Raw genomic sequence first — 26,026 nt, forward strand, 5'->3', positions numbered from 1 at the left:
CGGCCGTACCGTTGGCGCGGGCGTTGTTGCTAAAGTTCTGGGCTAATTAATGATCCCTGAATAAAAAAAGGACGCTTCGGCGTCCTTTTTTGTTTTCTACTGTAGAGTCGTTGCCATAAAAACTCGCATTTTTTGTCCGCTCCCGCCCCGTATTCCGGCGCTTGTGCTATTGTAATCATAACCATTCTCACTTACACTTTGCGCATATTTTGAACGGGAGTCTTTATGTACGTTTGTTTATGTAATGGTGTAAGCGACAAAAAAATACGTCAGGCCGTTCGCCAGTTTCAGCCACAGTCATTTCAGCAGCTTCGCAAGTTTGTTCCAGTGGGAAATCAATGCGGTAAATGCGTTCGCGCAGCGCGTGAGATTATGCAGGACGAACTGATGCAGATCCCGGAATACAAAGAGATCGCGTAAGCGCCCATCTTTTTTTTGACATCCCCGTAGCCCGATCTACGCTTCAATGAGTGGAAGCGGAGGGACTATATAATGAAAGGTGATGTTAAAATCATAAGTTATCTCAATAAATTATTGGGAAATGAGCTTGTCGCAATCAACCAGTATTTTCTTCATGCAAGAATGTTCAAAAACTGGGGGCTGACTCGCCTCAACGATGTTGAATATCATGAGTCCATTGATGAGATGAAACACGCCGATAAATACATCGAGCGTATCTTATTCCTTGAAGGCATCCCAAACCTGCAGGATCTCGGCAAGCTGGGCATCGGTGAGGATGTCGAAGAGATGCTGCGTTCTGACCTCCGGCTGGAGCTGGAAGGTGCGAAAGATCTGCGTGAAGCCATTGCTTATGCTGACAGCGTCCATGACTATGTTAGCCGTGATATGATGATCCAGATCCTTGCCGATGAAGAAGGCCACATCGACTGGCTGGAAACCGAACTGGATCTCATTAGTAAAATTGGACTGCAGAACTATCTACAATCGCAGATCAAAGTGGAAAGCTAATCAGGTTTTCCCAGCCAACGCATAAACCCGCTGCTGCCAGAAATGGCCCAAAAGGCAGTGGGTTTTTTAATACCTCCTTATCTGGGTTGAGAAACGAAAAGCTAAGAATGCAAAGAAGTGCCATCAGCGCGGCGAGTAACGTCAGCGTTGGAAGTATGCACCACCCATGCCACGCGCCCAGTGCTGACAGATACTTCACATCACCGTATCCCATCCCTTCCCGCCGGCAGATAAACCGATAGCCCCAGTAAATAATGGCAAAACCGACATATCCTGCCATCGCACCCACCACCGCACTCGGCAGAAAATCAGGATGGACATAGAGCTGAAAGAGCAGACCCGCCCATAGTAGCGGGCAGAGAAATTTATCGGGAAGTAAACCATGGCGAAGATCGGCATGTACGAGGAAGACCGTCAGCGAAAAATAGATCAGCAGAAAGGGGAGGGTAGTTAGCATGGAAAAGGCCTCAAACGGGTTTGAGCGCATCCTCGCCATAATCTGCTTATCCGGCAATGGACAACACCAACAATTGCGTAGTGCCTTCCAACAAAGAGTCGGGGAAGGTTACATTGCGAAAAAAGTTGCGCATCCTTACGCATACCATGCCTTTGACGCTTAATTTATAAACGGCACTTGCGTCTTTCTCTGATTTACGTATAATGCGCGGGCTTGTCGTAATTGACGGCGGGTTCAATCAGAACCAGAGTAGCTCATTTTGTTACTCAACAATGCTCCCAATTGGGGAGCTACGTAAGAACGGTTACACTCTCCCATCAATCGTAATGGGTTTGAGGAGTAATCATTTTCGTTTATAAAATAATTGGAGCTCTGGTCTCATGCAGAACCAAAGAATCCGTATCCGCCTTAAAGCGTTTGATCATCGTCTGATCGATCAATCAACCGCGGAAATCGTCGAGACTGCTAAGCGCACTGGTGCGCAAGTCCGTGGTCCGATCCCGCTGCCGACCCGCAAAGAGCGCTTCACCGTTCTGATCTCCCCGCACGTTAACAAAGACGCGCGCGATCAGTACGAAATCCGCACTCACAAGCGTCTGGTTGACATCGTTGAGCCAACTGAGAAAACCGTTGATGCTCTGATGCGTCTGGATCTGGCTGCCGGTGTAGACGTGCAGATCAGCCTGGGTTAATCAGGTCATCGAGCGATTGAGAGGTTGAAACAATGATTGGTTTAGTCGGTAAAAAAGTGGGTATGACCCGCATCTTCACTGAAGATGGCGTTTCTATCCCAGTAACCGTAATCGAAGTTGAAGCAAACCGCGTTACTCAGGTTAAAGATCTGGCTAACGATGGCTACCGCGCTATTCAGGTTACCACTGGTGCTAAAAAAGCTAACCGTGTAACCAAACCAGAAGCGGGTCACTTCGCTAAAGCTGGCGTAGAAGCTGGCCGTGGTCTGTGGGAATTCCGTCTTGCTGAAGGCGAAGAGTTCACCGTAGGTCAGGACATTAGCGTTGAGCTGTTTGCTGACGTTAAAAAAGTTGACGTAACCGGTACCTCTAAAGGTAAAGGTTTTGCTGGTACCGTTAAGCGCTGGAACTTCCGTACCCAGGACGCTACTCACGGTAACTCCTTGTCTCACCGCGTTCCGGGTTCTATCGGTCAGAACCAGACTCCGGGCAAAGTGTTCAAAGGCAAGAAAATGGCAGGTCAGCTGGGTAACGAACGTGTAACCGTTCAGAGCCTGGACGTAGTACGTGTTGACGCTGAGCGCAACCTGCTGCTGGTTAAAGGTGCGGTCCCGGGTGCAACCGGTAGCGACCTGATCGTTAAACCAGCTGTGAAGGCGTAAGGGGATAGCAATGGAATTAGTATTGAAAGACGCGCAGAGCGCGCTGACTGTTTCCGAAACTACCTTCGGTCGTGATTTCAACGAAGCGCTGGTTCACCAGGTTGTTGTTGCTTATGCAGCTGGTGCTCGTCAGGGTACTCGTGCTCAGAAGACTCGTGCTGAAGTAACTGGTTCTGGCAAAAAGCCATGGCGCCAGAAAGGTACCGGCCGTGCGCGTTCAGGTTCTATCAAGAGCCCGATCTGGCGTTCAGGTGGCGTGACCTTCGCTGCGCGTCCACAGGACCACAGTCAAAAAGTTAACAAAAAGATGTACCGCGGCGCGCTGAAAAGCATCCTGTCCGAACTGGTACGTCAGGATCGTCTCATCGTTGTCGAGAAGTTCTCTGTTGAAGCGCCTAAAACTAAGCTGCTGGCACAGAAACTGAAAGACATGGCTCTGGAAGATGTGCTGATCATCACCGGTGAGCTGGACGAGAACCTGTTCCTGGCCGCACGTAACCTGCACAAGGTTGACGTACGCGATGCGACTGGTATCGACCCGGTTAGCCTGATCGCCTTCGACAAAGTCGTAATGACTGCTGATGCTGTTAAGCAAGTTGAGGAGATGCTGGCATGATTCGTGAAGAACGTCTGCTGAAGGTGCTACGCGCACCGCACGTTTCTGAAAAAGCGTCTACTGCGATGGAAAAAACAAACACCATCGTTCTCAAAGTTGCTAAAGACGCGACCAAAGCAGAGATCAAAGCTGCTGTGCAGAAACTGTTTGAAGTCGAAGTCGAAGTCGTTAACACCCTGGTAGTTAAAGGGAAAGTTAAACGTCACGGACAGCGTATCGGTCGTCGTAGCGACTGGAAAAAAGCTTACGTCACCCTTAAAGAAGGCCAGAACCTGGACTTCGTTGGCGGCGCTGAGTAAGTCGGAGGAGTAATACAATGGCAGTTGTTAAATGTAAACCGACATCTCCGGGTCGTCGCCACGTAGTTAAAGTGGTTAACCCTGAGCTGCACAAGGGCAAACCTTTTGCTCCGTTGCTGGAAAAAAACAGCAAATCCGGTGGTCGTAACAACAATGGCCGTATCACCACTCGTCACATCGGTGGTGGCCACAAGCAGGCTTATCGTATTGTTGACTTCAAACGCAACAAAGACGGTATCCCAGCAGTTGTTGAGCGTCTTGAGTACGATCCGAACCGTTCCGCGAACATCGCGCTGGTTCTGTACAAAGATGGCGAACGCCGTTACATCCTGGCCCCTAAAGGCCTGAAAGCTGGCGACCAGATTCAGTCTGGCGTTGATGCTGCAATCAAAGCAGGCAACACCCTGCCGATGCGCAATATCCCGGTTGGTTCTACCGTTCATAACGTAGAAATGAAACCAGGTAAAGGCGGTCAGCTGGCACGTTCCGCTGGTACTTACGTTCAGATCGTTGCGCGTGACGGTGCTTATGTCACCCTGCGTCTGCGTTCTGGTGAAATGCGTAAAGTCGAAGCAGACTGCCGCGCTACTCTGGGCGAAGTTGGCAATGCTGAGCATATGCTGCGCGTTCTGGGTAAAGCAGGTGCTGCACGCTGGCGTGGTGTTCGTCCTACCGTTCGCGGTACTGCGATGAACCCAGTCGACCACCCACATGGTGGTGGTGAAGGTCGTAACTTTGGTAAGCACCCGGTAACTCCGTGGGGCGTTCAGACCAAAGGTAAGAAGACCCGCAGCAACAAGCGTACTGATAAATTTATCGTACGTCGCCGTAGCAAATAATTTTAGAGGATAAGCCATGCCACGTTCTCTCAAGAAAGGTCCTTTTATTGACCTGCACTTGCTGAAGAAGGTAGAGAAAGCGGTGGAAAGCGGAGACAAGAAGCCCCTGCGCACTTGGTCCCGTCGTTCAACGATCTTTCCTAACATGATCGGTTTGACCATCGCTGTCCATAATGGTCGTCAGCACGTTCCAGTCTTTGTTACCGACGAAATGGTTGGTCACAAACTGGGTGAATTCGCACCGACTCGTACTTATCGCGGCCACGCTGCTGATAAAAAAGCGAAGAAGAAATAAGGTAGGAGGAAGAGATGGAAACTTTAGCTCAACATCGCCATGCTCGTTCTTCTGCACAGAAGGTTCGCCTTGTTGCTGACCTGATTCGCGGTAAGAAAGTGTCGCAGGCCCTGGACATCCTGACCTATACCAACAAGAAAGCTGCGGTATTGGTCAAGAAAGTACTGGAATCTGCCATTGCTAACGCTGAACACAACGATGGCGCTGACATCGACGATCTGAAAGTCGCGAAAATTTTCGTAGATGAAGGCCCAAGCATGAAGCGCATTATGCCGCGTGCGAAAGGTCGTGCAGATCGCATCCTGAAGCGCACCAGCCACATTACTGTGGTTGTGTCCGATCGCTGAGACTCTGGAGACTAGCAATGGGTCAGAAAGTACATCCTAATGGTATTCGCCTGGGTATTGTAAAACCATGGAACTCTACCTGGTTTGCGAACACCAAAGAATTCGCTGACAACCTGGACAGCGATTTTAAAGTACGTCAGTACCTGACTAAGGAACTGGCTAAAGCGTCTGTATCTCGTATCGTTATCGAGCGTCCAGCGAAGAGCATCCGTGTGACTATTCACACTGCTCGTCCTGGCATCGTTATCGGTAAGAAAGGCGAAGACGTAGAAAAACTGCGCAAGGTCGTAGCGGATATCGCTGGCGTTCCTGCACAGATCAATATCGCTGAAGTTCGTAAGCCTGAACTGGACGCTAAATTGGTTGCTGACAGCATCACTTCACAGCTGGAACGTCGTGTTATGTTCCGTCGTGCTATGAAGCGTGCTGTACAGAACGCAATGCGTCTGGGCGCTAAAGGTATCAAAGTTGAAGTTAGCGGCCGTCTGGGCGGCGCGGAAATCGCACGTACCGAATGGTACCGTGAAGGTCGCGTACCGCTGCACACTCTGCGTGCTGACATTGACTACAACACCTCTGAAGCGCACACCACTTACGGTGTAATCGGCGTTAAGGTATGGATCTTCAAAGGTGAGATCCTGGGTGGTATGGCTGCTGTTGAACAACCGGAAAAACCGGCTGCTCAACCTAAAAAGCAGCAGCGTAAAGGCCGTAAATAAGGAGCGTCGCTGATGTTACAACCAAAGCGTACAAAATTCCGTAAAGTGCACAAAGGCCGCAACCGTGGTCTGGCGCAGGGTACGGATGTTAGCTTCGGCACTTTCGGTCTGAAAGCTGTTGGCCGTGGTCGTCTGACTGCACGTCAGATCGAAGCAGCACGTCGTGCAATGACCCGTGCAGTTAAGCGTCAAGGTAAGATCTGGATCCGTGTATTCCCGGACAAACCGATCACCGAGAAGCCGCTGGAAGTTCGTATGGGTAAAGGTAAAGGTAACGTGGAGTACTGGGTTGCCTTGATCCAACCGGGCAAAGTCCTTTATGAAATGGACGGTGTTCCGGAAGAGCTGGCCCGTGAAGCCTTCGGCCTGGCAGCAGCGAAACTGCCTATCAAAACCACCTTTGTAACTAAGACGGTGATGTAATGAAAGCAAAAGAGCTGCGTGAAAAAAGCGTTGAAGAGCTGAACGCTGAGCTGCTGAACCTGCTGCGTGAGCAGTTCAACCTGCGTATGCAGGCTGCAAGTGGCCAGCTGCAACAGACTCACCTGCTGAAGCAAGTGCGTCGCAATGTTGCACGCGTTAAGACTTTACTGACTCAGAAGGCGGGTGCGTAATGACCGATAAAATCCGTACTCTGCAAGGTCGTGTTGTTAGCGACAAAATGGAGAAATCCATTGTTGTAGCTATCGAACGTATTGTGAAACACCCGATCTACGGTAAATTCATCAAGCGTACGACCAAACTGCACGTACATGACGAGAACAACGAATGTGGTATCGGCGACAAGGTTGAAATCCGTGAATGCCGTCCACTGTCCAAGACTAAGTCCTGGACGCTGGTTCGCGTTGTAGAGAAAGCGGTTCTGTAATACAGTACGCCTTCTCAATACGAATAAACGGCTCAGCGATGAGCCGTTTATTTTTTCTACCCATATTGCAGAAGCGGTGTTATAATGCCGCGCCCTCGATATGGGGCTTTTTAACGGCTCTGATTTTAGAGTCTCAGGTAGTAGTTGACATTAGCGGAGCACTAAAATGATCCAAGAACAGACTATGCTGAACGTCGCCGACAACTCCGGTGCACGTCGCGTAATGTGTATCAAGGTTCTGGGTGGCTCGCACCGTCGCTACGCAGGCGTAGGCGACATCATCAAGATCACCATCAAGGAAGCAATTCCACGTGGTAAGGTCAAAAAAGGTGATGTGCTGAAGGCGGTAGTGGTGCGCACCAAGAAGGGTGTTCGTCGCCCTGACGGTTCTGTCATTCGCTTCGATGGTAATGCATGCGTTATTTTAAACAATAACAGCGAGCAGCCTATCGGCACGCGTATCTTTGGGCCGGTAACTCGTGAACTTCGTACTGAGAAGTTCATGAAAATTATCTCTCTGGCACCAGAAGTACTCTAAGGAGCGAATCATGGCAGCGAAAATCCGTCGTGATGACGAAGTTATCGTGTTAACCGGTAAAGATAAAGGTAAACGCGGTAAAGTAAAAAATGTTCTGTCTTCCGGCAAACTTGTCGTTGAAGGTATCAACCTGGTTAAGAAACATCAGAAGCCGGTTCCGGCCCTGAACCAACCAGGCGGCATCGTTGAAAAAGAAGCTGCTATTCAGGTTTCTAACGTTGCAATCTTCAATGCGGCTACCGGCAAGGCTGACCGTGTAGGCTTTAGATTCGAAGACGGCAAAAAAGTCCGTTTCTTCAAGTCTAACAGCGAAACTATCAAGTAATTTGGAGTAGTACGATGGCGAAACTGCATGATTACTACAAAGACGAAGTAGTTAAGAAACTCATGACCGAGTTTAACTACAATTCTGTCATGCAAGTCCCTCGGGTCGAGAAGATCACCCTGAACATGGGTGTTGGTGAAGCGATCGCTGACAAGAAACTGCTGGATAACGCAGCAGCTGATCTGACAGCAATCTCCGGTCAAAAACCGCTGATCACCAAAGCACGCAAATCTGTTGCAGGCTTCAAAATCCGTCAGGGCTATCCGATCGGCTGTAAAGTAACTCTGCGTGGCGAACGCATGTGGGAGTTCTTTGAGCGCCTGATCACTATTGCTGTTCCACGTATCCGTGACTTCCGTGGCTTGTCCGCTAAGTCTTTCGACGGTCGTGGTAACTACAGCATGGGTGTCCGTGAGCAGATCATCTTCCCAGAAATCGACTACGATAAAGTCGACCGCGTGCGTGGTTTGGATATTACCATTACCACTACTGCGAAATCTGACGAAGAAGGCCGTGCTCTGCTGGCTGCCTTTGACTTCCCGTTCCGCAAGTAAGGTAGGGTTACTGAATGGCTAAGCAATCAATGAAAGCACGCGAAGTAAAGCGCGTAGCTTTAGCTGATAAATTCTTCGCTAAACGCGCTGAACTGAAAGCGATCATTTCTGATGTGAACGCTTCCGACGAAGATCGTTGGAATGCGGTTCTCAAGCTGCAGTCTCTGCCGCGTGATTCCAGCCCGTCTCGTCAGCGTAACCGCTGTCGTCAAACAGGTCGTCCACATGGTTATGTGGGCAAGTTTGGGTTGAGCCGTATCAAACTGCGTGAAGCCGCCATGCGCGGTGAAGTGCCAGGCTTGAAAAAGGCTAGCTGGTAATTACCAATTGAATCACGGGAGTAAAGACAGATGAGCATGCAAGATCCGATCGCGGATATGCTGACCCGTATCCGTAACGGTCAGGCCGCGAACAAAGTTGCGGTCACCATGCCTTCCGCCAAGCTGAAAGTGGCAATTGCCAACGTGCTGAAGGAAGAAGGTTTTATCGAAGATTTTAAAGTTGAAGGCGACACCAAGCCGGAACTGGAACTTACTCTCAAGTATTTCCAGGGTAAAGCTGTTGTAGAAAGCATTCAGCGTGTCAGCCGCCCAGGTCTGCGCATCTATAAGAAAAAAGATGAGCTGCCAAAAGTTATGGCTGGCCTTGGTATCGCAGTTGTTTCTACCTCTAAAGGTGTTATGACTGATCGTGCAGCGCGCCAGGCTGGTCTTGGTGGCGAAATTATCTGCTACGTAGCCTAATCGGAGGAAAGAATGTCTCGTGTTGCTAAAGCACCGGTCGTTATTCCTGCCGGCGTTGATGTAAAAATCGACGGTCAGGTTATTACGATCAAAGGTAAAAACGGCGAGCTGACTCGTACCCTCAACAAAGCTGTTGAAGTTAAACATGCAGATAACGCTCTGACCTTCGGTCCACGTGATGGTTTCGTGGATGGATGGGCTCAGGCTGGTACCGCGCGTGCCCTGCTGAACTCAATGGTTGTTGGTGTTACCGAAGGCTTCACTAAAAAGCTTCAGCTGGTTGGTGTAGGTTATCGTGCAGCTATCAAAGGGAATGCAGTAGGCCTGTCTCTGGGCTTCTCACACCCTGTTGAGCATCCGCTGCCGGCCGGTATCACTGCAGAATGCCCGACTCAGACTGAAATCGTGCTGAAAGGCGCTGATAAACAGCTGATCGGTCAGGTTGCAGCAGATCTGCGCGCCTACCGTCGTCCTGAGCCTTACAAAGGCAAGGGTGTTCGTTACGCCGACGAAGTCGTGCGTACCAAAGAGGCTAAGAAGAAGTAAGGTAACACTATGGATAAGAAATCTGCTCGTATCCGTCGTGCGACCCGCGCACGCCGCAAGCTCAAAGAGCTGGGTGCAACTCGCCTGGTGGTACATCGTACCCCGCGTCATATTTACGCACAGGTAATTGCACCGAACGGTTCTGAAGTTCTGGTAGCTGCTTCTACTGTAGAAAAAGCTATCTCAGAACAATTGAAGTACACCGGTAACAAAGACGCCGCTGCAGCTGTAGGTAAAGCTGTTGCAGAACGCGCTCTGGAAAAAGGCATCAGCAATGTTTCCTTTGACCGTTCCGGGTTCCAATATCATGGTCGTGTCCAGGCACTGGCAGATGCTGCCCGTGAAGCTGGCCTTCAGTTCTAAGGTAGAGGTGTAAGATGGCTCACATCGAAAAACAGGCTGGCGAACTGCAGGAAAAGCTGATCGCGGTAAACCGCGTATCTAAAACCGTTAAAGGTGGTCGTATTTTCTCCTTCACAGCTCTGACTGTAGTAGGCGATGGTAACGGTCGCGTTGGTTTTGGTTACGGTAAAGCGCGTGAAGTTCCAGCAGCGATCCAGAAAGCGATGGAAAAAGCCCGTCGCAATATGATTAACGTCGCGCTGAACAACGGCACCCTGCAGCACCCAGTTAAAGGTGTTCACACGGGTTCTCGTGTATTCATGCAGCCAGCTTCAGAAGGTACCGGTATCATCGCCGGTGGTGCAATGCGCGCCGTTCTGGAAGTTGCTGGGGTTCATAACGTACTGGCTAAAGCATATGGTTCCACCAACCCGATCAACGTGGTTCGTGCAACTATTGATGGCCTGGAAAATATGAATTCTCCAGAAATGGTCGCTGCCAAGCGTGGTAAATCCGTTGAAGAAATTCTGGGGTAATTGACCATGGCAAAGACTATTAAAATCACTCAAACCCGCAGTGCAATCGGTCGTCTGCCGAAACACAAGGCAACGCTGCTTGGCCTGGGTCTGCGTCGTATTGGTCATACCGTTGAGCGCGAGGATACTCCTGCTGTTCGTGGTATGGTCAACGCGGTTTACTTCATGGTTAAAGTTGAGGAGTAAGAGATGCGTTTAAATACTCTGTCTCCGGCCGAAGGCTCTAAAAAGGCGGGTAAACGCCTGGGTCGTGGTATCGGTTCTGGCCTCGGCAAAACCGGTGGTCGTGGTCACAAAGGTCAGAACTCTCGTTCTGGCGGTGGCGTACGTCGCGGTTTCGAGGGTGGCCAGATGCCACTGTACCGTCGTCTGCCGAAGTTCGGCTTCACCTCTCGCAAAGCAGCGATCACAGCGGAAATCCGTCTGTCTGACCTGGCGAAAGTTGAAGGCGGCGTTGTAGACCTGAACACGCTGAAAGCGGCTAACATTATCGGTATTCAGATCGAGTTCGCGAAAGTGATCCTGTCTGGTGAAGTTTCTACTCCGGTAACTGTTCGTGGCCTGCGTGTTACTAAAGGTGCTCGTGCTGCTATCGAAGCTGCTGGCGGTAAAATTGAGGAATAAGTAGCAGATGGCTAAGCAACCGGGATTAGATTTTCAAAGTGCCAAAGGTGGATTTGGCGAGCTGAAACGCAGACTGCTGTTTGTTATCGGCGCGCTGATTGTGTTCCGTATTGGCTCTTTTATTCCGATCCCTGGTATCGATGCCGCTGTACTTGCCAAACTGCTTGAGCAACAGCGAGGCACCATCATTGAAATGTTCAACATGTTCTCTGGTGGTGCTCTCAGCCGTGCTTCTATCTTTGCGCTGGGTATTATGCCGTACATTTCGGCCTCTATTATTATCCAGCTGCTGACGGTCGTTCATCCGGCCCTGGCAGAGCTGAAGAAAGAAGGGGAATCTGGACGTCGTAAGATTAGTCAGTACACCCGTTACGGTACTCTGGTGCTGGCAATATTCCAGTCGATCGGTATTGCTACCGGTCTGCCGAATATGCCTGGTATGCAGGGCCTGGTATTAAACCCAGGCTTTGCATTCTATTTCACCGCTGTTGTTAGTCTGGTCACAGGGACGATGTTCCTGATGTGGCTCGGCGAACAGATTACTGAGCGTGGTATCGGTAACGGTATCTCAATCATTATCTTCGCCGGTATCGTTGCGGGTCTCCCGCCGGCCATCGCCCATACTATCGAGCAAGCGCGTCAAGGCGACCTGCACTTCCTCCTGTTGCTGTTGGTTGCAGTATTAGTATTTGCAGTGACGTTCTTTGTTGTCTTCGTTGAACGTGGTCAACGCCGCATTGTGGTGAACTACGCTAAGCGTCAGCAAGGTCGTCGTGTCTATGCTGCACAGAGCACACATTTACCGCTGAAAGTGAATATGGCGGGGGTTATCCCGGCTATCTTCGCTTCCAGTATTATTCTGTTCCCGGCAACCATCGCGTCATGGTTCGGGGGCGGTACTGGTTGGAACTGGCTGACAACAATTTCGCTGTATTTGCAGCCTGGGCAACCACTTTATGTGTTACTCTATGCGTCTGCGATCATCTTCTTCTGTTTCTTCTACACGGCGTTGGTCTTCAACCCGCGTGAAACAGCAGATAACCTGAAGAAGTCCGGTGCATTTGTACCAGGAATTCGTCCGGGAGAGCAAACGGCGAAGTATATCGATAAAGTAATGACCCGCCTGACTTTGGTTGGTGCGCTTTATATTACTTTTATCTGCCTGATCCCGGAGTTCATGCGTGATGCAATGAAAGTACCGTTCTACTTCGGTGGAACCTCACTGCTTATCGTTGTTGTCGTGATTATGGACTTTATGGCTCAAGTGCAAACTCTGATGATGTCCAGTCAGTATGAGTCTGCATTGAAGAAGGCGAACCTGAAAGGCTACGGCCGCTAATTGGTCGCCTGAGAAGTTACGGAGAGTAAAAATGAAAGTTCGTGCTTCCGTCAAGAAATTATGCCGTAACTGCAAAATCGTTAAGCGTGATGGTGTCATCCGTGTGATTTGCAGTGCCGAGCCGAAGCATAAACAGCGCCAAGGCTGATTATTTCGCATATTTTTCTTGCAAAGTTGGGTTGAGCTGGCTAGATTAGCCAGCCAATCTTTTGTATGTCTGTACGTTTCCATTTGAGTATCCTGAAAACGGGCTTTTCAGCATGGTGCGTACATATTAAATAGTAGGAGTGCATAGTGGCCCGTATAGCAGGCATTAACATTCCTGATCAGAAACATGCTGTGATCGCATTAACTTCGATCTACGGCATCGGCAAGACCCGTTCTAAAGCCATCCTGGCTGCAGCGGGTATCGCTGAAGATGTTAAGATCAGTGAGCTGTCTGAAGGACAAATCGACACGCTGCGTGACGAAGTTGCCAAATTTGTCGTTGAAGGTGATCTGCGCCGTGAAATCAGCATGAGCATCAAGCGCCTGATGGATCTTGGTTGCTATCGCGGTTTGCGTCATCGTCGTGGTCTGCCAGTGCGCGGTCAGCGTACTAAGACCAACGCACGTACCCGTAAGGGTCCGCGCAAACCGATCAAGAAATAATCGGGGTGATTGAATAATGGCAAAGGCACCAGTTCGTGCACGTAAACGTGTAAGAAAACAAGTCTCTGACGGCGTGGCTCATATCCATGCTTCTTTCAACAACACCATCGTTACTATTACTGATCGTCAGGGTAACGCATTGGGTTGGGCAACAGCCGGTGGTTCCGGTTTCCGTGGTTCTCGCAAATCCACTCCGTTCGCAGCTCAGGTTGCAGCAGAGCGTTGCGCTGAAGCCGTAAAAGAATACGGCATCAAGAATCTGGAAGTTATGGTTAAAGGTCCGGGTCCGGGTCGTGAATCTACTGTTCGCGCTCTGAACGCCGCTGGTTTCCGCATCACGAATATTACTGATGTGACTCCGATCCCTCATAACGGTTGTCGTCCGCCGAAAAAACGTCGCGTATAACGCTCGTTTTTTAGGTTAGTTGGAGATAGAAAATGGCAAGATATTTGGGTCCTAAGCTCAAGCTGAGCCGTCGTGAGGGCACCGACTTATTCCTTAAGTCTGGCGTTCGCGCGATCGATACCAAGTGTAAAATTGAACAAGCTCCTGGCCAGCACGGTGCGCGTAAACCGCGTCTGTCTGACTATGGTGTGCAGTTGCGTGAAAAGCAAAAAGTTCGCCGTATGTACGGTGTGCTGGAGCGTCAGTTCCGTAACTACTATAAAGAAGCAGCACGTCTGAAAGGCAACACAGGTGAAAACCTGCTGGCTCTGCTGGAAGGTCGTCTGGACAACGTTGTATACCGTATGGGCTTCGGCGCTACTCGTGCTGAATCACGTCAGCTGGTTAGCCACAAAGCAATCATGGTAAACGGTCGTGTTGTTAACATCGCTTCTTATCAGGTTAAAGCGAATGACGTTGTTAGCATTCGTGAGAAAGCGAAAAAGCAATCTCGCGTGAAGGCCGCTCTGGAGCTGGCTGAGCAGCGTGAAAAGCCAACCTGGCTGGAAGTTGATGCTGGCAAGATGGAAGGTACGTTCAAGCGTCAGCCTGAGCGTTCTGATCTGTCTGCGGACATTAACGAACACCTGATCGTCGAGCTTTACTCCAAGTAAAGCTTAGTACCAAAGAGAGGACACAATGCAGGGTTCTGTGACAGAGTTTCTAAAACCGCGCCTGGTAGATATCGAGCAAGTGAGTTCGACGCACGCCAAGGTGACCCTTGAGCCTTTAGAGCGTGGCTTTGGCCATACTCTGGGTAACGCACTGCGCCGTATTCTGCTCTCATCGATGCCGGGTTGCGCGGTGACCGAGGTTGAGATTGATGGTGTACTTCATGAGTACAGCACCAAAGAAGGCGTTCAGGAAGATATCCTTGAAATCCTGCTCAACCTGAAAGGGCTGGCGGTGAGAGTTCAGGGTAAAGATGAAGTTATTCTTACTCTGAATAAATCTGGCATTGGCCCTGTGACTGCAGCCGACATCACCCACGACGGTGATGTTGAAATCGTCAAGCCGCAGCACGTGATCTGCCACCTGACCGATGAGAACGCAGCTATTAGCATGCGTATCAAAGTTCAGCGCGGTCGTGGTTATGTGCCGGCTTCTGCCCGAATTCATTCGGAAGAAGATGAGCGCCCAATCGGCCGTCTGCTGGTCGACGCATGCTATAGCCCTGTAGAGCGTATTGCCTACAATGTTGAAGCAGCGCGTGTAGAACAGCGTACCGACCTGGACAAGCTGGTCATCGAAATGGAAACCAACGGCACAATCGATCCTGAAGAGGCGATTCGTCGTGCGGCGACCATCCTGGCAGAACAACTGGAAGCTTTCGTTGACTTACGTGATGTACGTCAGCCGGAAGTGAAAGAAGAGAAACCAGAATTCGATCCGATCCTGCTGCGCCCTGTTGACGATCTCGAATTGACTGTCCGCTCTGCTAACTGCCTCAAGGCAGAAGCTATCCACTATATCGGTGATCTGGTACAGCGTACCGAGGTTGAGTTGCTGAAAACGCCGAACCTGGGTAAAAAATCTCTTACCGAGATTAAAGACGTGCTGGCTTCACGTGGTCTGTCTCTGGGCATGCGCCTGGAAAACTGGCCACCGGCAAGCATTGCTGACGAGTAACCGGATCACAGGTTAAGGTTTTACTGAGAAGGATAAGGTCATGCGCCATCGTAAGAGTGGTCGTCAACTGAACCGCAACAGCAGCCATCGCCAGGCTATGTTCCGCAACATGGCAGGTTCACTGGTTCGTCATGAAATCATCAAGACGACCCTGCCTAAAGCGAAAGAACTGCGTCGCGTAGTTGAGCCGCTGATTACTCTTGCCAAGACTGACAGCGTTGCTAATCGTCGTCTGGCATTCGCCCGTACTCGTGATAACGAGATCGTGGCAAAACTGTTTAACGAACTGGGCCCGCGTTTCGCGAGCCGTGCCGGTGGTTACACTCGCATTCTGAAGTGTGGTTTCCGTGCAGGCGACAACGCGCCGATGGCTTACATCGAGCTGGTTGATCGTTCAGAGAAAGCAGAAGCTGCTGCAGAGTAATCTGCAGTAACGTAAAAAAACCCGCTCCGGCGGGTTTTTTTATATCCGCCATATCCCCACTTATCTACAATGCCTGTATCAATTTTGTTCATCCTCTGGAGCTCATCATGTGGTTGCTCGACCAGTGGGCAGAACGCCATATTCGCGATGCCCAAAATAAAGGTGAATTCGACAATCTACCCGGAAGTGGAGAGCGTCTGGTACTTGAAGATGATTCGCACATCGCGCCTGAACTTAGGGCTGGTTACCGTTTACTGAAAAATGCTGGCTGCCTCCCACCTGAGCTTGAGCAGCGCAGAGAGGCTGTCGAGCTGGCCGATCTTCTCAAAGGAATTCGTCAGGACGACCCCCGACATACAGAATTTAGCCGCAGGCTTGCGCTAATCGAGCTCAAGCTACAGCAGGCCGGGATGGACACTGAATTCCTGCATGGTGAATACAGTGAAAGATTGATGCAGAAAATAGATGAGGAGTAACGATGTACCGTATCGGTGAACTTGCAAAGCTCGCGAACGTAACGCCGGATACCATCCGATATTACGAAAAGCAGCAGATGATCGATCATGAAGTACGCACGGAGGGGGGCTTTCGGCTTTATACCGATAATGATCTACAGCGTCTGAGATTCATACGCTATGCGCGACAACTTGGCTTCACGCTGGATTCGATCCGCGAGTTGTTATCGATCCGCATCGATCCTGCTCATCACACCTGCCAGGAATCAAAAAGCATTGTCCAGGCCCGGTTGGATGAAGTTGAAGCGCGCATTCAGGAACTGCAAACCATGCAGCGCTCTTTGCAAAGGCTTAATGATGCCTGCTGCGGAACAGCCCATAGCAGTATTTATTGTTCCATTCTGGAAGCCCTTGAACAGGGAGCCAGTGGAGAAACTCAGGGTTGTTGATTTTTAGTCCACCCGGGTCTAGACTTCCGTCGTCATAAACCATGCTCAGGAGACATTATGAGCCGCTATCAGCACACGAAGGGACAAATCAAAGACAATGCCATTGAGGCTTTACTTCATGACCCGCTTTTTCGACAGCGCGTTGAAAAGAATAAAAAAGGGAAGGGAAGTTATCTGCGTAAAGACAAGCACGGAAAACGGGGTAACTGGGAGGCCAGTGGCAAGCAAGCGAATCGCTTATTTACCACTGGCCTTCCTGTTTTTAACTGCTGATTAAACGCGGTTATTCTGCTCTTTTAACAGATCGCGAATTTCACTCAGTAACACTTCTTCTTTTGTTGGTGCAGGCGCTGCTGCTGGCTCTTCTTTTTTACGGTTGAGCCTGTTGATTAGCTTGATAGCCATAAAAATGGCAAACGCCACGATCACGAAATCAAATACGTTCTGGATAAATACGCCGTAATGCATCACGACTGCCGGGATATCCCCCTGGGCTTCACGCAGCGTGAAGGCGAATTGTTTGAAATCAATGCCCCCGATTAGTAGCCCTAAAGGTGGCATGATAATGTCTGCCACTAATGATGAAACAATCTTGCCGAATGCCGCACCAATAATGACACCCACTGCCAAATCCACCACGTTCCCGCGCATCGCAAATTCGCGAAATTCTTTAATAAAACTCATTATGTTCTCCTTGTGCCAGCTGACGAGTATAAGTTTAACAAATGATTAGCCAATTGCCATTCGGGATAATTAAACGTTATGAAAAATAAAAGGCACAGGAATTAAAAGGATAAAGTTCGGGTGCTCTTGCTTGAGCACCCAAAGCATTAAAGGAAGAATGGACTTGGCTGGAATAAACGTTCGACGTCGGTAATAAATTTTTTATCGGTAAGGAACATAATTACGTGGTCGCCTTGCTCAATACGCAAATTATCATTGGCGATCATAACGTCATTCCCGCGCACTACGGCGCCGATAATTGTGCCCGGCGGCAGCTTAATTTCGTCGATGGCGCGGCCCACTACGCGGGAGGTGGTTTCATCTCCATGAGCTACCGCTTCAATGGCTTCTGCCACCCCGCGACGCAGAGATGAAACGCCGACAATATCTGCTTTACGTACATGGCTAAGCAGGGCAGAAATCGTCGCCTGCTGCGGCGAAATGGCAATATCAATAACGCTGCCCTGAACCAGATCGACATATGCCTTGCGCTGGATAAGCACCATGACCTTCTTTGCCCCCATACGCTTGGCGAGCATGGCGGACATTATATTCGCCTCGTCGTCATTGGTGACGGCAATAAAGAGATCAACTTGATCAATATGTTCTTCAGCCAGCAGTTCCTGATCCGAGGCATCGCCGTAAAATACGATCGTATTTTGCAACTTTTCCGCCAGCTCAGCAGCACGCTGCTGATCGCGCTCGATCAACTTCACGCTGTAGTCTTTTTCCAGCCTGCGTGCGAGACCCGCTCCAATATTGCCACCGCCGACCAGCATAATACGTTTATAAGGCTTTTCGAGACGCTGCAACTCACTCATCACCGCACGGATATGCTGAGAGGCCGCAATAAAGAAGACTTCATCCCCTGCTTCGACAATCGTGGAGCCTTGCGGGCGAATAGGTCTGTCGTGACGGAAAATGGCGGCGACGCGCGTATCGATATGCGGCATGTGCTCGCGCATGGTGGAAAGCGCATTGCCGATTAACGGACCGCCGTAATAAGCCTTCACGACAGCCAGACTGACTTTACCTTCGGCAAAGTTGACTACCTGCAGGGCGCCCGGATATTCGATCAGACGATAGATATTGTCGATAACCAGCTGTTCTGGCGCGATGAGATGGTCAATAGGAACCGCTTCTGAATTAAAGAGCTTCTCGGCATCACGGACATAGTCCGGGGAACGGATACGCGCGATTCGGTTAGGTGTGTTGAAAAGCGAGTAGGCCACCTGACAAGCTACCATATTGGTTTCGTCAGAACTGGTGACCGCAACAAGCATATCGGCATCGTCGGCGCCGGCCTCGCGAAGAACCCGCGGGTGCGAACCATGACCCTGCACCACGCGCAGGTCAAACTTGTCCTGTAAAACACGCAGACGATCGCCGTTGGTATCAACAATCGTAATGTCGTTGTTTTCTCCAACCAGGTTTTCTGCCAGCGTTCCGCCCACTTGTCCTGCGCCCAGAATGATAATCTTCATATCTCGTGACCTGTTCTCAACATCACTCTTTGATTAGCTTAGCGTAAAAGAAGCCATCACCCTCTTCCGCACCGGGCAGGTTCTGCTGACCCGGGCGTTCAGGCGTTCCCGTATCGTGCAACGCTGCGTCCGGGGTGCGTTTAAGGAAGGCCGCGATTTGCTGACTGTTTTCTTCTGGCAATATGGAGCAGGTTGCATAGACCAGCGTTCCGCCGGGTTTGAGATGTGGCCAGATGGCATCCAGAATATCGGATTGCAGCTGCGAAAGTTCTTTAATGTCACGATCGCGGCGAAGCCACTTGATGTCCGGATGACGGCGAATAACGCCGGTTGCTGAACAAGGGGCATCCAGCAAAATACGATCAAATTGCGTTTCACCACACCATTCTGCGGGCTTGCGTCCGTCGCCCTGCTTAACCTGTGCCTTCATACCCAGACGCTTGAGGTTATCGTAGACGCGTGAGAGGCGCTGTTCATCGACATCCACTGCCATGACGTTGGCCTGCGGAGCCACTTCCAGGATGTGCGTTGTTTTTCCGCCTGGAGCAGCACAAAGGTCGAGGATCTGTTCCCCGTTTTTAGGTTCAAGCCAGGCCATGCAGCCCTGAGCCGAGGCATCCTGCACGGTCACCCAGCCTTCATCAAAACCGGGTAAAGCATGTACCGGTGCAGGGGAAGCTAAACGCACCGCATCAGGGTAGGCTTCATGGGTGAATCCACTCATTCCCGTTTCTTCCAGTAATGCCAGCCATGCGTCACGGGTTAGGTGATTACGATTGATGCGCAACCACATTGGCGGGCGCTGGTTATTGGCTTCGGCAATGTCCTGCCACTGCTGCGGATACGCTTTTTTCAGGCGCTTCAACAGCCAGTCCGGGTGCAGAAAACGTGTTTCACTTTGTGCAAATTCAGCCAGAAGCTCGTCCTGTTGACGCTGGAACTGTCGCAGTACGCCGTTGATTAATCCCTTCAACTGAGGGCGTTTAATCGCAACGGCACCTTCCACCGTTTCAGCCAGTGCAGCGTGAGGAGGAATGCGGGTATGAAGAAGCTGATAAAACCCCACCATAATCAAATAATGTACGGTGCGCTGTTTGCCTGTCATTGGGCGTGACATCAGCTTATTAATGAGCCACTCAAGCTGAGAAAGCGTGCGCAGGACGCCAAAGCAGAGTTCCTGAAGCAGAGCTTTGTCTTTATCAGAGACTTTTTGTTGCAGCGGAGGCAGGACATTACTCAGTGATTGCCCCTGCTCGATAACCTGCTCAACGGCCTGGGCCGCCATACTGCGTAGATTTTGTTTTTTCATAACCGTAAAAATAAAAATGCCCGGAAACACCGGGCCTTAAGCATATATTAGGTCAGGCAAGACGATTGCCCGGCATAAACCATTCGCGACGGGAATTTAAGAGATCCTGAGCGCTCATGGCTTTCTTCCCGGCCGGTTGCAGCGACTCAAGATTCAGGATCCCTTCTGCAGTCGCCACTTGGATCCCGTTCTTGCTGGCTTCGATAATCGTACCGGGTTCAGCTGCAGTATCACCGCTAATGACGGAGGCCTTCCAGACTTTCACCGGCTGCTCATCAATCTCCATCCAGCTCATTGGCCACGGATTAAAAGCGCGAATGCAGCGTTCAAGTTGAGCCGCAGACAAAGACCAGTCGATACGCGCTTCTTCTTTGCTCAGTTTTTCGGCATAAGTCACCAGCGCGTCATCCTGAACTTCCGGTTTCGCCGTATTATCAGCCAGCTGCTGCAGCGTTTCGATAAGCCCTTGCGGACCGAGGTCTGCAAGTTTGTCATACAGTGTGGCGCTGGTATCGTCAGACGTAATGGGGCAGGCCAGTTTATACAGCATATCGCCGGTGTCTAAACCTACGTCCATCTTCATGATGGTAACGCCCGTTTCGGCATCACCTGCCCACAGGGAGCGCTGGATAGGCGCCGCACCGCGCCAACGCGGGAGCAGGGAACCATGCACGTTGATACAACCCAGACGAGGCATATCAAGCACCGCTTTTGGCAGAATTAAACCGTAAGCCACTACCACCATTACGTCGGCGTTGAGGTCAGCTACTAACTGCTGGTTTTCCTGAGGGCGTAAGGATGCAGGCTGGAAAACAGGTAGTCCATGCTCTTCTGCCAGCACCTTAACTGGGCTCGGCATCAGTTTTTTACCCCGACCGGCCGGACGGTCCGGCTGGGTAAAGACGCCAACAACCTGGTGACCAGAAGATAACAGCGCGTCAAGATGACGCGCTGCAAAATCAGGGGTACCCGCGAAGATAATACGTAGTGTTTTAGACACGATGATCCTTGTATCCGGGGGGATGCTATGCGCGAGAGCGCAAACGATCCAGTTTCTCTACTTTCTGACGAATACGCTGCTGTTTTAGCGGAGAGAGATAATCGATAAACAGTTTACCGACCAGGTGATCCATCTCATGCTGAATACAAATTGCCAGCAGGTCGTCTGCTTCCAGCTCGAACGGATTTCCGTCACGATCCAGGGCGCGGATTTTCACTTTTTCGGCACGCGGCACTAACGCGCGCTGTTCAGGAATAGACAGACAGCCTTCCTCAATACCCGTTTCGCCGCTCTTTTCAAGCAGCTCAGGGTTGATCAGTACCAGCCGCTCATCGCGATTCTCAGAGACGTCGATCACGATAATACGCTTGTGAATGTCTACCTGCGTCGCCGCCAGGCCAATGCCTTCTTCGGCGTACATAGTATCGAACATATCATCAACGATACGCTGGATTTCTGCATTCACTTCTTTAACTGGTTCAGCGACGATGCGAAGGCGCTCGTCCGGAATATGTAACACTTGCAAAACTGCCATAAATTTCCAGAGTCGTGTTCAGGAGTTGATAAGAATATTACTTCTATTCTAGACAAATCCCCGGTCGATTGACAGCATCAGTGACCAATCGCAATGATTGCGTAGGCCGCTTGTGGCAGGAGGAAAGGATGACGTCTATCGAGATATGGCTACGCCTAATACACACAGGTTCACTATGTGGTGATGGAATGCTGGAAGCGGCGGCACAACTGTGCAAACGGGCAAATATAGATGTTCCCGCTGTCAGAGGGGCCGGGCTGACAGCAAAACAGGCTGAGCGGTTCTTTACCCCAGATGAAAGTGAACTGGAGCGTAGTCTGATATGGCTTGAGCAGCCGGGGAATCATCTGCTGACGGCAAACCATCCGCTTTATCCTCCTTTACTTCGAGCAATTCCTGATTATCCCGGCGCACTATTCGTAAAAGGTAACCCTGAAATCCTTAATGCTGTCCAACTGGCGGTCGTGGGTAGCCGTGCGCCGTCATGGTACGGAGAACGGTGGGGGAAAATTCTATGCGAACAACTTTCGCAATGTGGTTTCACGATCACCAGCGGGCTGGCCTGCGGTGTAGACGGCATTGCTCACAACGCCGCGCTGTCTGTAAAAGGGCGTAGCGTGGCCGTACTGGGGAACGGCCTGTTTAGCATTTATCCCCGTCGGCACCAGGCTTTGGCTATGCGATTAATCGAATCTGACGGGGCGATAGTATCTGAGTTCCCTCTTTCCGCGCAGCCTCGACCGGCAAACTTCCCGCGTCGTAATCGGATTATCAGCGGGCTTAGCCAGGGAGTATTGGTCGTTGAAGCGGCAGTGCGAAGCGGCTCGTTGGTCACAGCACGATGCGCGCTCGATCAGGGGAGGGAGGTTTTCGCCTTACCCGGCCCGATTGGTAACCCGGGGTGCGAAGGACCACACTGGCTGATAAAGCAGGGTGCGACGCCGGTAACAGAAGTGCGGGACATTCTTGAAAATTTGCAATATGGCTTGCAATGTCTGCAGGAAGATCCCGAAAAGCGACATTATTCATCAGATCAGGGAAAGGTGGCATTGCCATTTCCCAAGCTCCTGGCTAACGTAGGAGATGAGGTAACACCTGTTGACGTTGTCGCTGAACGTGCCGGCCAACCTGTGCCAGTAACGGTAGCACAGCTACTCGAACTGGAGTTAGCAGGGTGGATCGCAGCTGTACCCGGCGGCTATGTCCGATTAAGGAGGGCATGCCATGTTCGACGTACTGATGTATTTGTTTGAGACTTACATCCATAACGAAGCAGAAATGCGAGTGGATCAGGACAAATTGACACAGGATCTTACCGATGCGGGGTTTGAGCGGGAAGATATCTACAATGCGTTGATGTGGCTGGAAAAACTGGCTGATTATCAGGAAGGCCTCGCCGAACCGATGCAGCTTGCTTCTGACCCATTGTCAGTACGCATTTATACCGCTGAAGAGTGTGAAAGGCTGGACGCCAGCTGTCGGGGGTTCATCTTATTCCTTGAGCAGATTCAGGTGCTGAACCTCGAAACGAGAGAAATGGTGATAGAGCGTGTCATGGCGCTGGATACGGCAGAATTTGAACTGGAAGATCTCAAATGGGTGATTCTGATGGTTCTGTTTAATATCCCTGGCTGTGAAAATGCCTATCAGCAGATGGAAGAATTACTCTTTGAAGTGAATGAAGGTATGCTGCATTAATTCTATGTGCAGCACCAAGAGTTGTTATGGCCAAATCAGCACTATTCACGGTGCATAAAAACGAGCCCTGCCCGCAGTGCGGGGCTGAACTTGTTATTCGGTCCGGGAAACACGGTCCGTTTCTCGGTTGTTCACACTATCCGGAATGTGATTATGTCCGTCCCCTGAAAAGCCAGGCGGATGGACATATTGTTAAAATTCTGGAGGGACAGCCTTGTCCTCTTTGTGGCGGTGAATTAGCGTTACGTCAGGGGCGTTTCGGTATGTTTATTGGCTGTAGCCGTTATCCAGAATGTGAACATACGGAACAAATTGATAAGCCTGATGAAACGGCCATTGCTTGCCCACAATGTCAACACGGCCAGCTGGTACAGCGTCGTTCCCGTTATGGTAAGACCTTCCATTCCTGCGATCGCTATCCTGAATGCCAGTTCGTTATCAATTTCAAACCGGTAGCGGGCGTCTGCGCTCATTGCAATTATCCGCTACTTATCGAGAAGAAAACGGCGCAAGGTATGAAACGCTTCTGCGCCAGTAAACAATGTGGAAAGCCGGTTGCGGCGGATCAAAATAGTGAATAATAACCTGCCATCAGGCTCCATTGCGCATGCTGTGGACGTGCTGAAAAAAGAAGAAGTCATCGCCTATCCAACTGAAGCTGTTTTTGGGGTCGGTTGCGATCCTGACAGCGAGACGGCTGTAAGCCGCCTGCTTGCCTTAAAACAAAGACCCGTCGAGAAAGGGCTGATTTTGATCGCTGCGAATTACGAGCAGCTAAAACCCTACATCGATGACTCCATGCTGACGCCAGCGCAGCGCGAGACTATCTTCTCCGCATGGCCGGGACCGGTGACCTTTGTTTTCCCGGCGCAGCCAACAACACCACGCTGGTTGACCGGGCGCTTTGATTCCCTTGCCGTTCGCGTCACCGATCATCCGCTGGTGGTTGAGCTTTGCCTGGCATTTGGTAAACCGCTGGTCTCAACCAGCGCCAACCTGACCGGGTTGCCACCTTGTCGTACAACCGAAGAAGTGCTGGCACAGTTCGGTAATGACTTCCCGGTTGCTGCTGGAGAGACGGGAGGGCGCCTGAATCCGTCTGAAATTCGCGACGCTTTGACCGGCGAACGTTTTCGCCAGGGGTAATCTCATGGAAACCTATGCTGTTTTTGGTAATCCGATTGCACACAGCAAGTCACCGTTAATCCATCAGCAATTTGCGGAGCAGTTGCAGATAAATCATCTCTATGGCCGCGTACTGGCACCGGTGGATGCATTTATTCCGACGCTGGAGGCTTTTTTCGCCGACGGTGGCAAAGGTGCGAATGTAACGGTTCCCTTTAAAGAGGAAGCCTTCGAACGTGCGGATGAACTGACCGAGCGCGCTTCTCTTGCTGGTGCAGTAAATACCCTGAAACGGCTTGAGGATGGACGCCTTCTGGGTGACAACACAGATGGAATTGGTTTGCTGAGCGACCTGGAAAGACTCTCCTTTATCAAACCCGGGTTCCGGGTCCTGCTGATTGGTGCGGGTGGCGCGTCGCGGGGAGTGCTGTTGCCTCTGCTTTCCCTGGACTGTGCGGTGACCATTACTAACAGAACCTTTTCCCGGGCAGAAGCGCTGGCTGCGTTGTTTGCGCATACTGGCAGCGTGAGTGCGGTAGCGCTTGACGAGCTTGCCGGGCATGAATTTGATCTGGTTATCAATGCCACCTCCAGCGGCATTAATGGTGAGATCCCGGCAATCCCAGCTTCCCTGGTAAGCGCTCACGTCTATTTCTATGACATGTTTTATCAGAAAGGGAATACCCCCTTCCTGAACTGGTGCGAGCAACATGGCGCGAAACATTTAGCCGATGGGCTAGGAATGCTGGTGGGACAGGCCGCGCATGCGGTGCTGCTCTGGCATGGCGTGTTGCCTGCGGTTGAACCTGTCATTGAAAAGTTAAAGCAGGAGCTTTCGGCGTGAACCAGGCTATTCATTTCCCGGACAGAGAGAACTGGGATGAGAGTAAACAAGCGGTTTGTTTCCCGGTGCTGGTACAGGGTATGCAACTGACCTGTGCCATTCATGGGGAAACACTGTTGCGTCGTTTTGGCGGTTCAGACCCGATAGCGGTATTTTGCGAAAATCGCTGGGATCTGGAAGAGGAAGCCAGCGATTTAATCCGCGATCAGCAGGAAGACGATCAGGGCTGGGTTTGGTTGTCCTGATCCAAATAGTCATTCTTCCAGTTAACGTAGTTGTTCGCCGAGTATTTTAACCCTTCGATCTCTGCCTCCTTCAGGGGGCGGATCTGTTTTACCGGGCTTCCCAGATAAAGATAGCCACTCTCCAGCCGTTTGTTCTGCGGGACCAGGCTACCGGCACCAATCATTACATCTTCTTCTACTATTACACCATCCAGCAAAATCGATCCCATGCCAACAAGTACGCGGTTTCCGATAGTGCAGCCGTGAAGCATCACTTTATGGCCGACGGTAACCTCTTCTCCAATGATCAGGGGATTGCCCTCCGGGTTATAGGAGGATTTGTGCGTGACATGCAGAACGCTACCGTCCTGGATGTTGGTACGTGCGCCAATCGACACATAGTTAACATCTCCCCTGATGGCGACGAGCGGCCAGATGCTGACGTCATCGGCCATTCGGACATCACCAATGATCACGCTGCTGGGATCGATCATCACGCGATCGCCTTTTTTGGGGAACAGATCTTTATAAGGACGTAATACTGCGGGCATATCTACCTCTAACAATGAGCGCTATACAGAAGACTTTGATCATAGTAATGGATTGAGGCAAGGCAAAATACGTCAATATTTAAGCAAATCGGGCGGGATTTCAGCGAAAAGCGCGGAAAATCAGCAGTCGGAAAAAAAGATCTAAAAAATACTTGTGCTAAAAAATGGGA

46 protein-coding genes are annotated in these 26,026 nt (G+C 50.7%); 39 read left to right on the top strand and 7 right to left on the bottom strand.

The window, feature by feature from the left end:
- Positions 1-225 precede the first annotated feature (225 nt).
- Both bfd and bfr read left to right on the top strand, forming a co-directional pair.
- The gene (gene bfd / locus D5066_RS22330; RefSeq protein WP_008503493.1) at positions 226-420 is read left to right on the top strand and encodes a bacterioferritin-associated ferredoxin; all 195 of its coding nucleotides are present in this window, start codon (positions 226-228) and stop codon (positions 418-420) included.
- A gap of 72 nt (positions 421-492) precedes the next feature.
- A complete protein-coding gene (gene bfr, locus D5066_RS22335) occupies positions 493-969 on the top strand; it encodes a bacterioferritin (RefSeq protein ID WP_003863270.1) in 477 nt (158 codons plus the stop codon).
- Here bfr and D5066_RS22340 read toward each other — a convergent pair.
- Entirely contained in the window at positions 953-1,426 is a 474-nt protein-coding gene (locus D5066_RS22340; protein ID WP_119917252.1) for a prepilin peptidase, read from the bottom strand. The genes bfr and D5066_RS22340 overlap by 17 nt on opposite strands.
- A gap of 380 nt (positions 1,427-1,806) precedes the next feature.
- Here D5066_RS22340 and rpsJ point away from each other — a divergent pair, with 380 nt between their 5' ends.
- From rpsJ to D5066_RS22495, 31 genes are all read left to right on the top strand, one after another.
- Positions 1,807-2,118, top strand: coding sequence for a 30S ribosomal protein S10 (rpsJ, locus tag D5066_RS22345; protein WP_001181005.1), 312 nt, complete (start codon positions 1,807-1,809; stop codon positions 2,116-2,118).
- 32 nt (positions 2,119-2,150) lie between these two features.
- A complete protein-coding gene (gene rplC / locus D5066_RS22350; RefSeq protein ID WP_003863274.1) occupies positions 2,151-2,780 on the top strand; it encodes a 50S ribosomal protein L3 in 630 nt (209 codons plus the stop codon).
- 10 nt (positions 2,781-2,790) lie between these two features.
- Positions 2,791-3,396, top strand: coding sequence for a 50S ribosomal protein L4 (gene rplD / locus D5066_RS22355; protein ID WP_000424395.1), 606 nt, complete (start codon positions 2,791-2,793; stop codon positions 3,394-3,396).
- On the top strand, positions 3,393-3,695 hold the full coding sequence (gene rplW / locus D5066_RS22360; protein WP_000617546.1) for a 50S ribosomal protein L23: 303 nt from the start codon (positions 3,393-3,395) through the stop codon (positions 3,693-3,695). Before rplD ends, rplW begins: the two co-directional genes overlap by 4 nt.
- A gap of 17 nt (positions 3,696-3,712) precedes the next feature.
- Complete coding sequence (gene rplB, locus D5066_RS22365) at positions 3,713-4,534, top strand: 50S ribosomal protein L2 (RefSeq protein WP_000301859.1); 822 nt, start codon at positions 3,713-3,715, stop codon at positions 4,532-4,534.
- Positions 4,535-4,550: 16 nt separating this feature from the next.
- The gene (rpsS, locus tag D5066_RS22370; protein WP_001138117.1) at positions 4,551-4,829 is read left to right on the top strand and encodes a 30S ribosomal protein S19; all 279 of its coding nucleotides are present in this window, start codon (positions 4,551-4,553) and stop codon (positions 4,827-4,829) included.
- Positions 4,830-4,843: 14 nt separating this feature from the next.
- Positions 4,844-5,176, top strand: coding sequence for a 50S ribosomal protein L22 (gene rplV, locus D5066_RS22375; RefSeq protein ID WP_002919773.1), 333 nt, complete (start codon positions 4,844-4,846; stop codon positions 5,174-5,176).
- 17 nt (positions 5,177-5,193) lie between these two features.
- The gene (gene rpsC / locus D5066_RS22380; protein ID WP_000529945.1) at positions 5,194-5,895 is read left to right on the top strand and encodes a 30S ribosomal protein S3; all 702 of its coding nucleotides are present in this window, start codon (positions 5,194-5,196) and stop codon (positions 5,893-5,895) included.
- A 12-nt stretch (positions 5,896-5,907) separates the two neighbouring features.
- Positions 5,908-6,318, top strand: coding sequence for a 50S ribosomal protein L16 (gene rplP / locus D5066_RS22385; protein ID WP_002919759.1), 411 nt, complete (start codon positions 5,908-5,910; stop codon positions 6,316-6,318).
- Positions 6,318-6,509 (top strand): 50S ribosomal protein L29, encoded by a 192-nt coding sequence (rpmC, locus tag D5066_RS22390; protein WP_003863282.1) that lies wholly within the window; start codon positions 6,318-6,320, stop codon positions 6,507-6,509. The genes rplP and rpmC overlap by 1 nt, the downstream gene beginning before the upstream one ends.
- Positions 6,509-6,763, top strand: a complete 255-nt coding sequence (rpsQ, locus tag D5066_RS22395) for a 30S ribosomal protein S17 (RefSeq protein ID WP_008503489.1) — start codon at positions 6,509-6,511, stop codon at positions 6,761-6,763. Before rpmC ends, rpsQ begins: the two co-directional genes overlap by 1 nt.
- Positions 6,764-6,929: 166 nt before the next feature.
- Positions 6,930-7,301, top strand: coding sequence for a 50S ribosomal protein L14 (gene rplN / locus D5066_RS22400; protein ID WP_002919748.1), 372 nt, complete (start codon positions 6,930-6,932; stop codon positions 7,299-7,301).
- Between the two features lie 10 nt (positions 7,302-7,311).
- Positions 7,312-7,626, top strand: coding sequence for a 50S ribosomal protein L24 (gene rplX / locus D5066_RS22405; RefSeq protein WP_003863287.1), 315 nt, complete (start codon positions 7,312-7,314; stop codon positions 7,624-7,626).
- Between the two features lie 14 nt (positions 7,627-7,640).
- Positions 7,641-8,180: a 50S ribosomal protein L5 gene (gene rplE, locus D5066_RS22410; RefSeq protein ID WP_001096202.1), complete on the top strand. Its 540-nt coding sequence runs from the start codon at positions 7,641-7,643 to the stop codon at positions 8,178-8,180.
- A 14-nt stretch (positions 8,181-8,194) separates the two neighbouring features.
- Positions 8,195-8,500, top strand: coding sequence for a 30S ribosomal protein S14 (gene rpsN / locus D5066_RS22415; RefSeq protein ID WP_003863291.1), 306 nt, complete (start codon positions 8,195-8,197; stop codon positions 8,498-8,500).
- A 30-nt stretch (positions 8,501-8,530) separates the two neighbouring features.
- A complete protein-coding gene (rpsH, locus tag D5066_RS22420) occupies positions 8,531-8,923 on the top strand; it encodes a 30S ribosomal protein S8 (protein ID WP_006178918.1) in 393 nt (130 codons plus the stop codon).
- A gap of 12 nt (positions 8,924-8,935) precedes the next feature.
- The gene (rplF, locus tag D5066_RS22425; RefSeq protein ID WP_003863296.1) at positions 8,936-9,469 is read left to right on the top strand and encodes a 50S ribosomal protein L6; all 534 of its coding nucleotides are present in this window, start codon (positions 8,936-8,938) and stop codon (positions 9,467-9,469) included.
- 9 nt (positions 9,470-9,478) lie between these two features.
- Positions 9,479-9,832 carry a 50S ribosomal protein L18 gene (gene rplR / locus D5066_RS22430; RefSeq protein ID WP_003863297.1) on the top strand — a complete coding sequence of 118 codons (354 nt, stop codon included), beginning with the start codon at positions 9,479-9,481 and terminating at the stop codon, positions 9,830-9,832.
- 14 nt (positions 9,833-9,846) lie between these two features.
- Positions 9,847-10,347 carry a 30S ribosomal protein S5 gene (gene rpsE, locus D5066_RS22435; RefSeq protein ID WP_003863299.1) on the top strand — a complete coding sequence of 167 codons (501 nt, stop codon included), beginning with the start codon at positions 9,847-9,849 and terminating at the stop codon, positions 10,345-10,347.
- A gap of 6 nt (positions 10,348-10,353) precedes the next feature.
- Positions 10,354-10,533: a 50S ribosomal protein L30 gene (gene rpmD, locus D5066_RS22440; RefSeq protein ID WP_003863301.1), complete on the top strand. Its 180-nt coding sequence runs from the start codon at positions 10,354-10,356 to the stop codon at positions 10,531-10,533.
- 3 nt (positions 10,534-10,536) lie between these two features.
- Positions 10,537-10,971, top strand: a complete 435-nt coding sequence (rplO, locus tag D5066_RS22445; RefSeq protein ID WP_014885468.1) for a 50S ribosomal protein L15 — start codon at positions 10,537-10,539, stop codon at positions 10,969-10,971.
- A 7-nt stretch (positions 10,972-10,978) separates the two neighbouring features.
- Positions 10,979-12,310 carry a preprotein translocase subunit SecY gene (secY, locus tag D5066_RS22450; protein ID WP_003863305.1) on the top strand — a complete coding sequence of 444 codons (1,332 nt, stop codon included), beginning with the start codon at positions 10,979-10,981 and terminating at the stop codon, positions 12,308-12,310.
- A 31-nt stretch (positions 12,311-12,341) separates the two neighbouring features.
- Entirely contained in the window at positions 12,342-12,458 is a 117-nt protein-coding gene (gene rpmJ, locus D5066_RS22455) for a 50S ribosomal protein L36 (RefSeq protein ID WP_000868187.1), read from the top strand.
- A gap of 146 nt (positions 12,459-12,604) precedes the next feature.
- On the top strand, positions 12,605-12,961 hold the full coding sequence (gene rpsM / locus D5066_RS22460; RefSeq protein WP_013099021.1) for a 30S ribosomal protein S13: 357 nt from the start codon (positions 12,605-12,607) through the stop codon (positions 12,959-12,961).
- A gap of 16 nt (positions 12,962-12,977) precedes the next feature.
- Positions 12,978-13,367 carry a 30S ribosomal protein S11 gene (gene rpsK / locus D5066_RS22465; RefSeq protein WP_003863312.1) on the top strand — a complete coding sequence of 130 codons (390 nt, stop codon included), beginning with the start codon at positions 12,978-12,980 and terminating at the stop codon, positions 13,365-13,367.
- Positions 13,368-13,399: 32 nt separating this feature from the next.
- Positions 13,400-14,020, top strand: a complete 621-nt coding sequence (rpsD, locus tag D5066_RS22470; protein ID WP_004868345.1) for a 30S ribosomal protein S4 — start codon at positions 13,400-13,402, stop codon at positions 14,018-14,020.
- Between the two features lie 25 nt (positions 14,021-14,045).
- Positions 14,046-15,035 carry a DNA-directed RNA polymerase subunit alpha gene (locus tag D5066_RS22475; protein ID WP_002919219.1) on the top strand — a complete coding sequence of 330 codons (990 nt, stop codon included), beginning with the start codon at positions 14,046-14,048 and terminating at the stop codon, positions 15,033-15,035.
- A gap of 40 nt (positions 15,036-15,075) precedes the next feature.
- Entirely contained in the window at positions 15,076-15,459 is a 384-nt protein-coding gene (rplQ, locus tag D5066_RS22480) for a 50S ribosomal protein L17 (protein ID WP_001216368.1), read from the top strand.
- A 107-nt stretch (positions 15,460-15,566) separates the two neighbouring features.
- Entirely contained in the window at positions 15,567-15,935 is a 369-nt protein-coding gene (locus tag D5066_RS22485) for a DnaJ family domain-containing protein (protein ID WP_119917249.1), read from the top strand.
- 2 nt (positions 15,936-15,937) lie between these two features.
- Entirely contained in the window at positions 15,938-16,363 is a 426-nt protein-coding gene (zntR, locus tag D5066_RS22490; protein ID WP_014833516.1) for a Zn(2+)-responsive transcriptional regulator, read from the top strand.
- Between the two features lie 57 nt (positions 16,364-16,420).
- A complete protein-coding gene (locus tag D5066_RS22495) occupies positions 16,421-16,636 on the top strand; it encodes an alternative ribosome-rescue factor A (RefSeq protein WP_080330416.1) in 216 nt (71 codons plus the stop codon).
- Here the strand turns inward: D5066_RS22495 and mscL are convergent, their stop codons facing one another.
- The 5 genes from mscL to def all read right to left on the bottom strand — a co-directional run bounded on the left by mscL (position 16,637) and on the right by def (position 21,414).
- A complete protein-coding gene (mscL, locus tag D5066_RS22500) occupies positions 16,637-17,047 on the bottom strand; it encodes a large-conductance mechanosensitive channel protein MscL (RefSeq protein WP_028014631.1) in 411 nt (136 codons plus the stop codon).
- A 146-nt stretch (positions 17,048-17,193) separates the two neighbouring features.
- Entirely contained in the window at positions 17,194-18,570 is a 1,377-nt protein-coding gene (gene trkA / locus D5066_RS22505; RefSeq protein ID WP_080330417.1) for a Trk system potassium transporter TrkA, read from the bottom strand.
- A 22-nt stretch (positions 18,571-18,592) separates the two neighbouring features.
- Positions 18,593-19,879 carry a 16S rRNA (cytosine(967)-C(5))-methyltransferase RsmB gene (gene rsmB / locus D5066_RS22510; RefSeq protein ID WP_119917253.1) on the bottom strand — a complete coding sequence of 429 codons (1,287 nt, stop codon included), beginning with the start codon at positions 19,877-19,879 and terminating at the stop codon, positions 18,593-18,595.
- A 52-nt stretch (positions 19,880-19,931) separates the two neighbouring features.
- Positions 19,932-20,879 carry a methionyl-tRNA formyltransferase gene (fmt, locus tag D5066_RS22515; protein ID WP_080330418.1) on the bottom strand — a complete coding sequence of 316 codons (948 nt, stop codon included), beginning with the start codon at positions 20,877-20,879 and terminating at the stop codon, positions 19,932-19,934.
- Between the two features lie 25 nt (positions 20,880-20,904).
- Positions 20,905-21,414, bottom strand: a complete 510-nt coding sequence (gene def, locus D5066_RS22520) for a peptide deformylase (protein ID WP_006812188.1) — start codon at positions 21,412-21,414, stop codon at positions 20,905-20,907.
- Between the two features lie 128 nt (positions 21,415-21,542).
- Between def and dprA the strand changes: the two genes are divergently transcribed.
- From dprA to D5066_RS22550, 6 genes are read left to right on the top strand one after another with little or no spacing between them, the layout of a single operon-like run.
- Positions 21,543-22,667, top strand: coding sequence for a DNA-protecting protein DprA (dprA, locus tag D5066_RS22525; RefSeq protein WP_119917250.1), 1,125 nt, complete (start codon positions 21,543-21,545; stop codon positions 22,665-22,667).
- Entirely contained in the window at positions 22,639-23,112 is a 474-nt protein-coding gene (gene smg, locus D5066_RS22530; protein ID WP_008503477.1) for a DUF494 family protein Smg, read from the top strand. The genes dprA and smg overlap by 29 nt, the downstream gene beginning before the upstream one ends.
- 26 nt (positions 23,113-23,138) lie before the next feature.
- Complete coding sequence (locus D5066_RS22535; protein WP_119917251.1) at positions 23,139-23,693, top strand: DNA topoisomerase family protein; 555 nt, start codon at positions 23,139-23,141, stop codon at positions 23,691-23,693.
- A complete protein-coding gene (gene tsaC, locus D5066_RS22540) occupies positions 23,686-24,258 on the top strand; it encodes an L-threonylcarbamoyladenylate synthase type 1 TsaC (protein WP_080330421.1) in 573 nt (190 codons plus the stop codon). Before D5066_RS22535 ends, tsaC begins: the two co-directional genes overlap by 8 nt.
- A gap of 4 nt (positions 24,259-24,262) precedes the next feature.
- On the top strand, positions 24,263-25,081 hold the full coding sequence (aroE, locus tag D5066_RS22545; RefSeq protein WP_080330422.1) for a shikimate dehydrogenase: 819 nt from the start codon (positions 24,263-24,265) through the stop codon (positions 25,079-25,081).
- The gene (locus D5066_RS22550; RefSeq protein WP_080330423.1) at positions 25,078-25,326 is read left to right on the top strand and encodes a DUF1488 family protein; all 249 of its coding nucleotides are present in this window, start codon (positions 25,078-25,080) and stop codon (positions 25,324-25,326) included. Before aroE ends, D5066_RS22550 begins: the two co-directional genes overlap by 4 nt.
- Here D5066_RS22550 and D5066_RS22555 read toward each other — a convergent pair.
- Positions 25,302-25,856 carry a gamma carbonic anhydrase family protein gene (locus D5066_RS22555; RefSeq protein ID WP_080330424.1) on the bottom strand — a complete coding sequence of 185 codons (555 nt, stop codon included), beginning with the start codon at positions 25,854-25,856 and terminating at the stop codon, positions 25,302-25,304. The two genes, D5066_RS22550 and D5066_RS22555, sit on opposite strands and share 25 nt — an antisense overlap.
- Between the last annotated feature and the right edge of the window lie 170 nt (positions 25,857-26,026).

This window comes from Enterobacter chuandaensis (assembly GCF_003594915.1).
GTDB lineage: Bacteria > Pseudomonadota > Gammaproteobacteria > Enterobacterales > Enterobacteriaceae > Enterobacter > Enterobacter chuandaensis.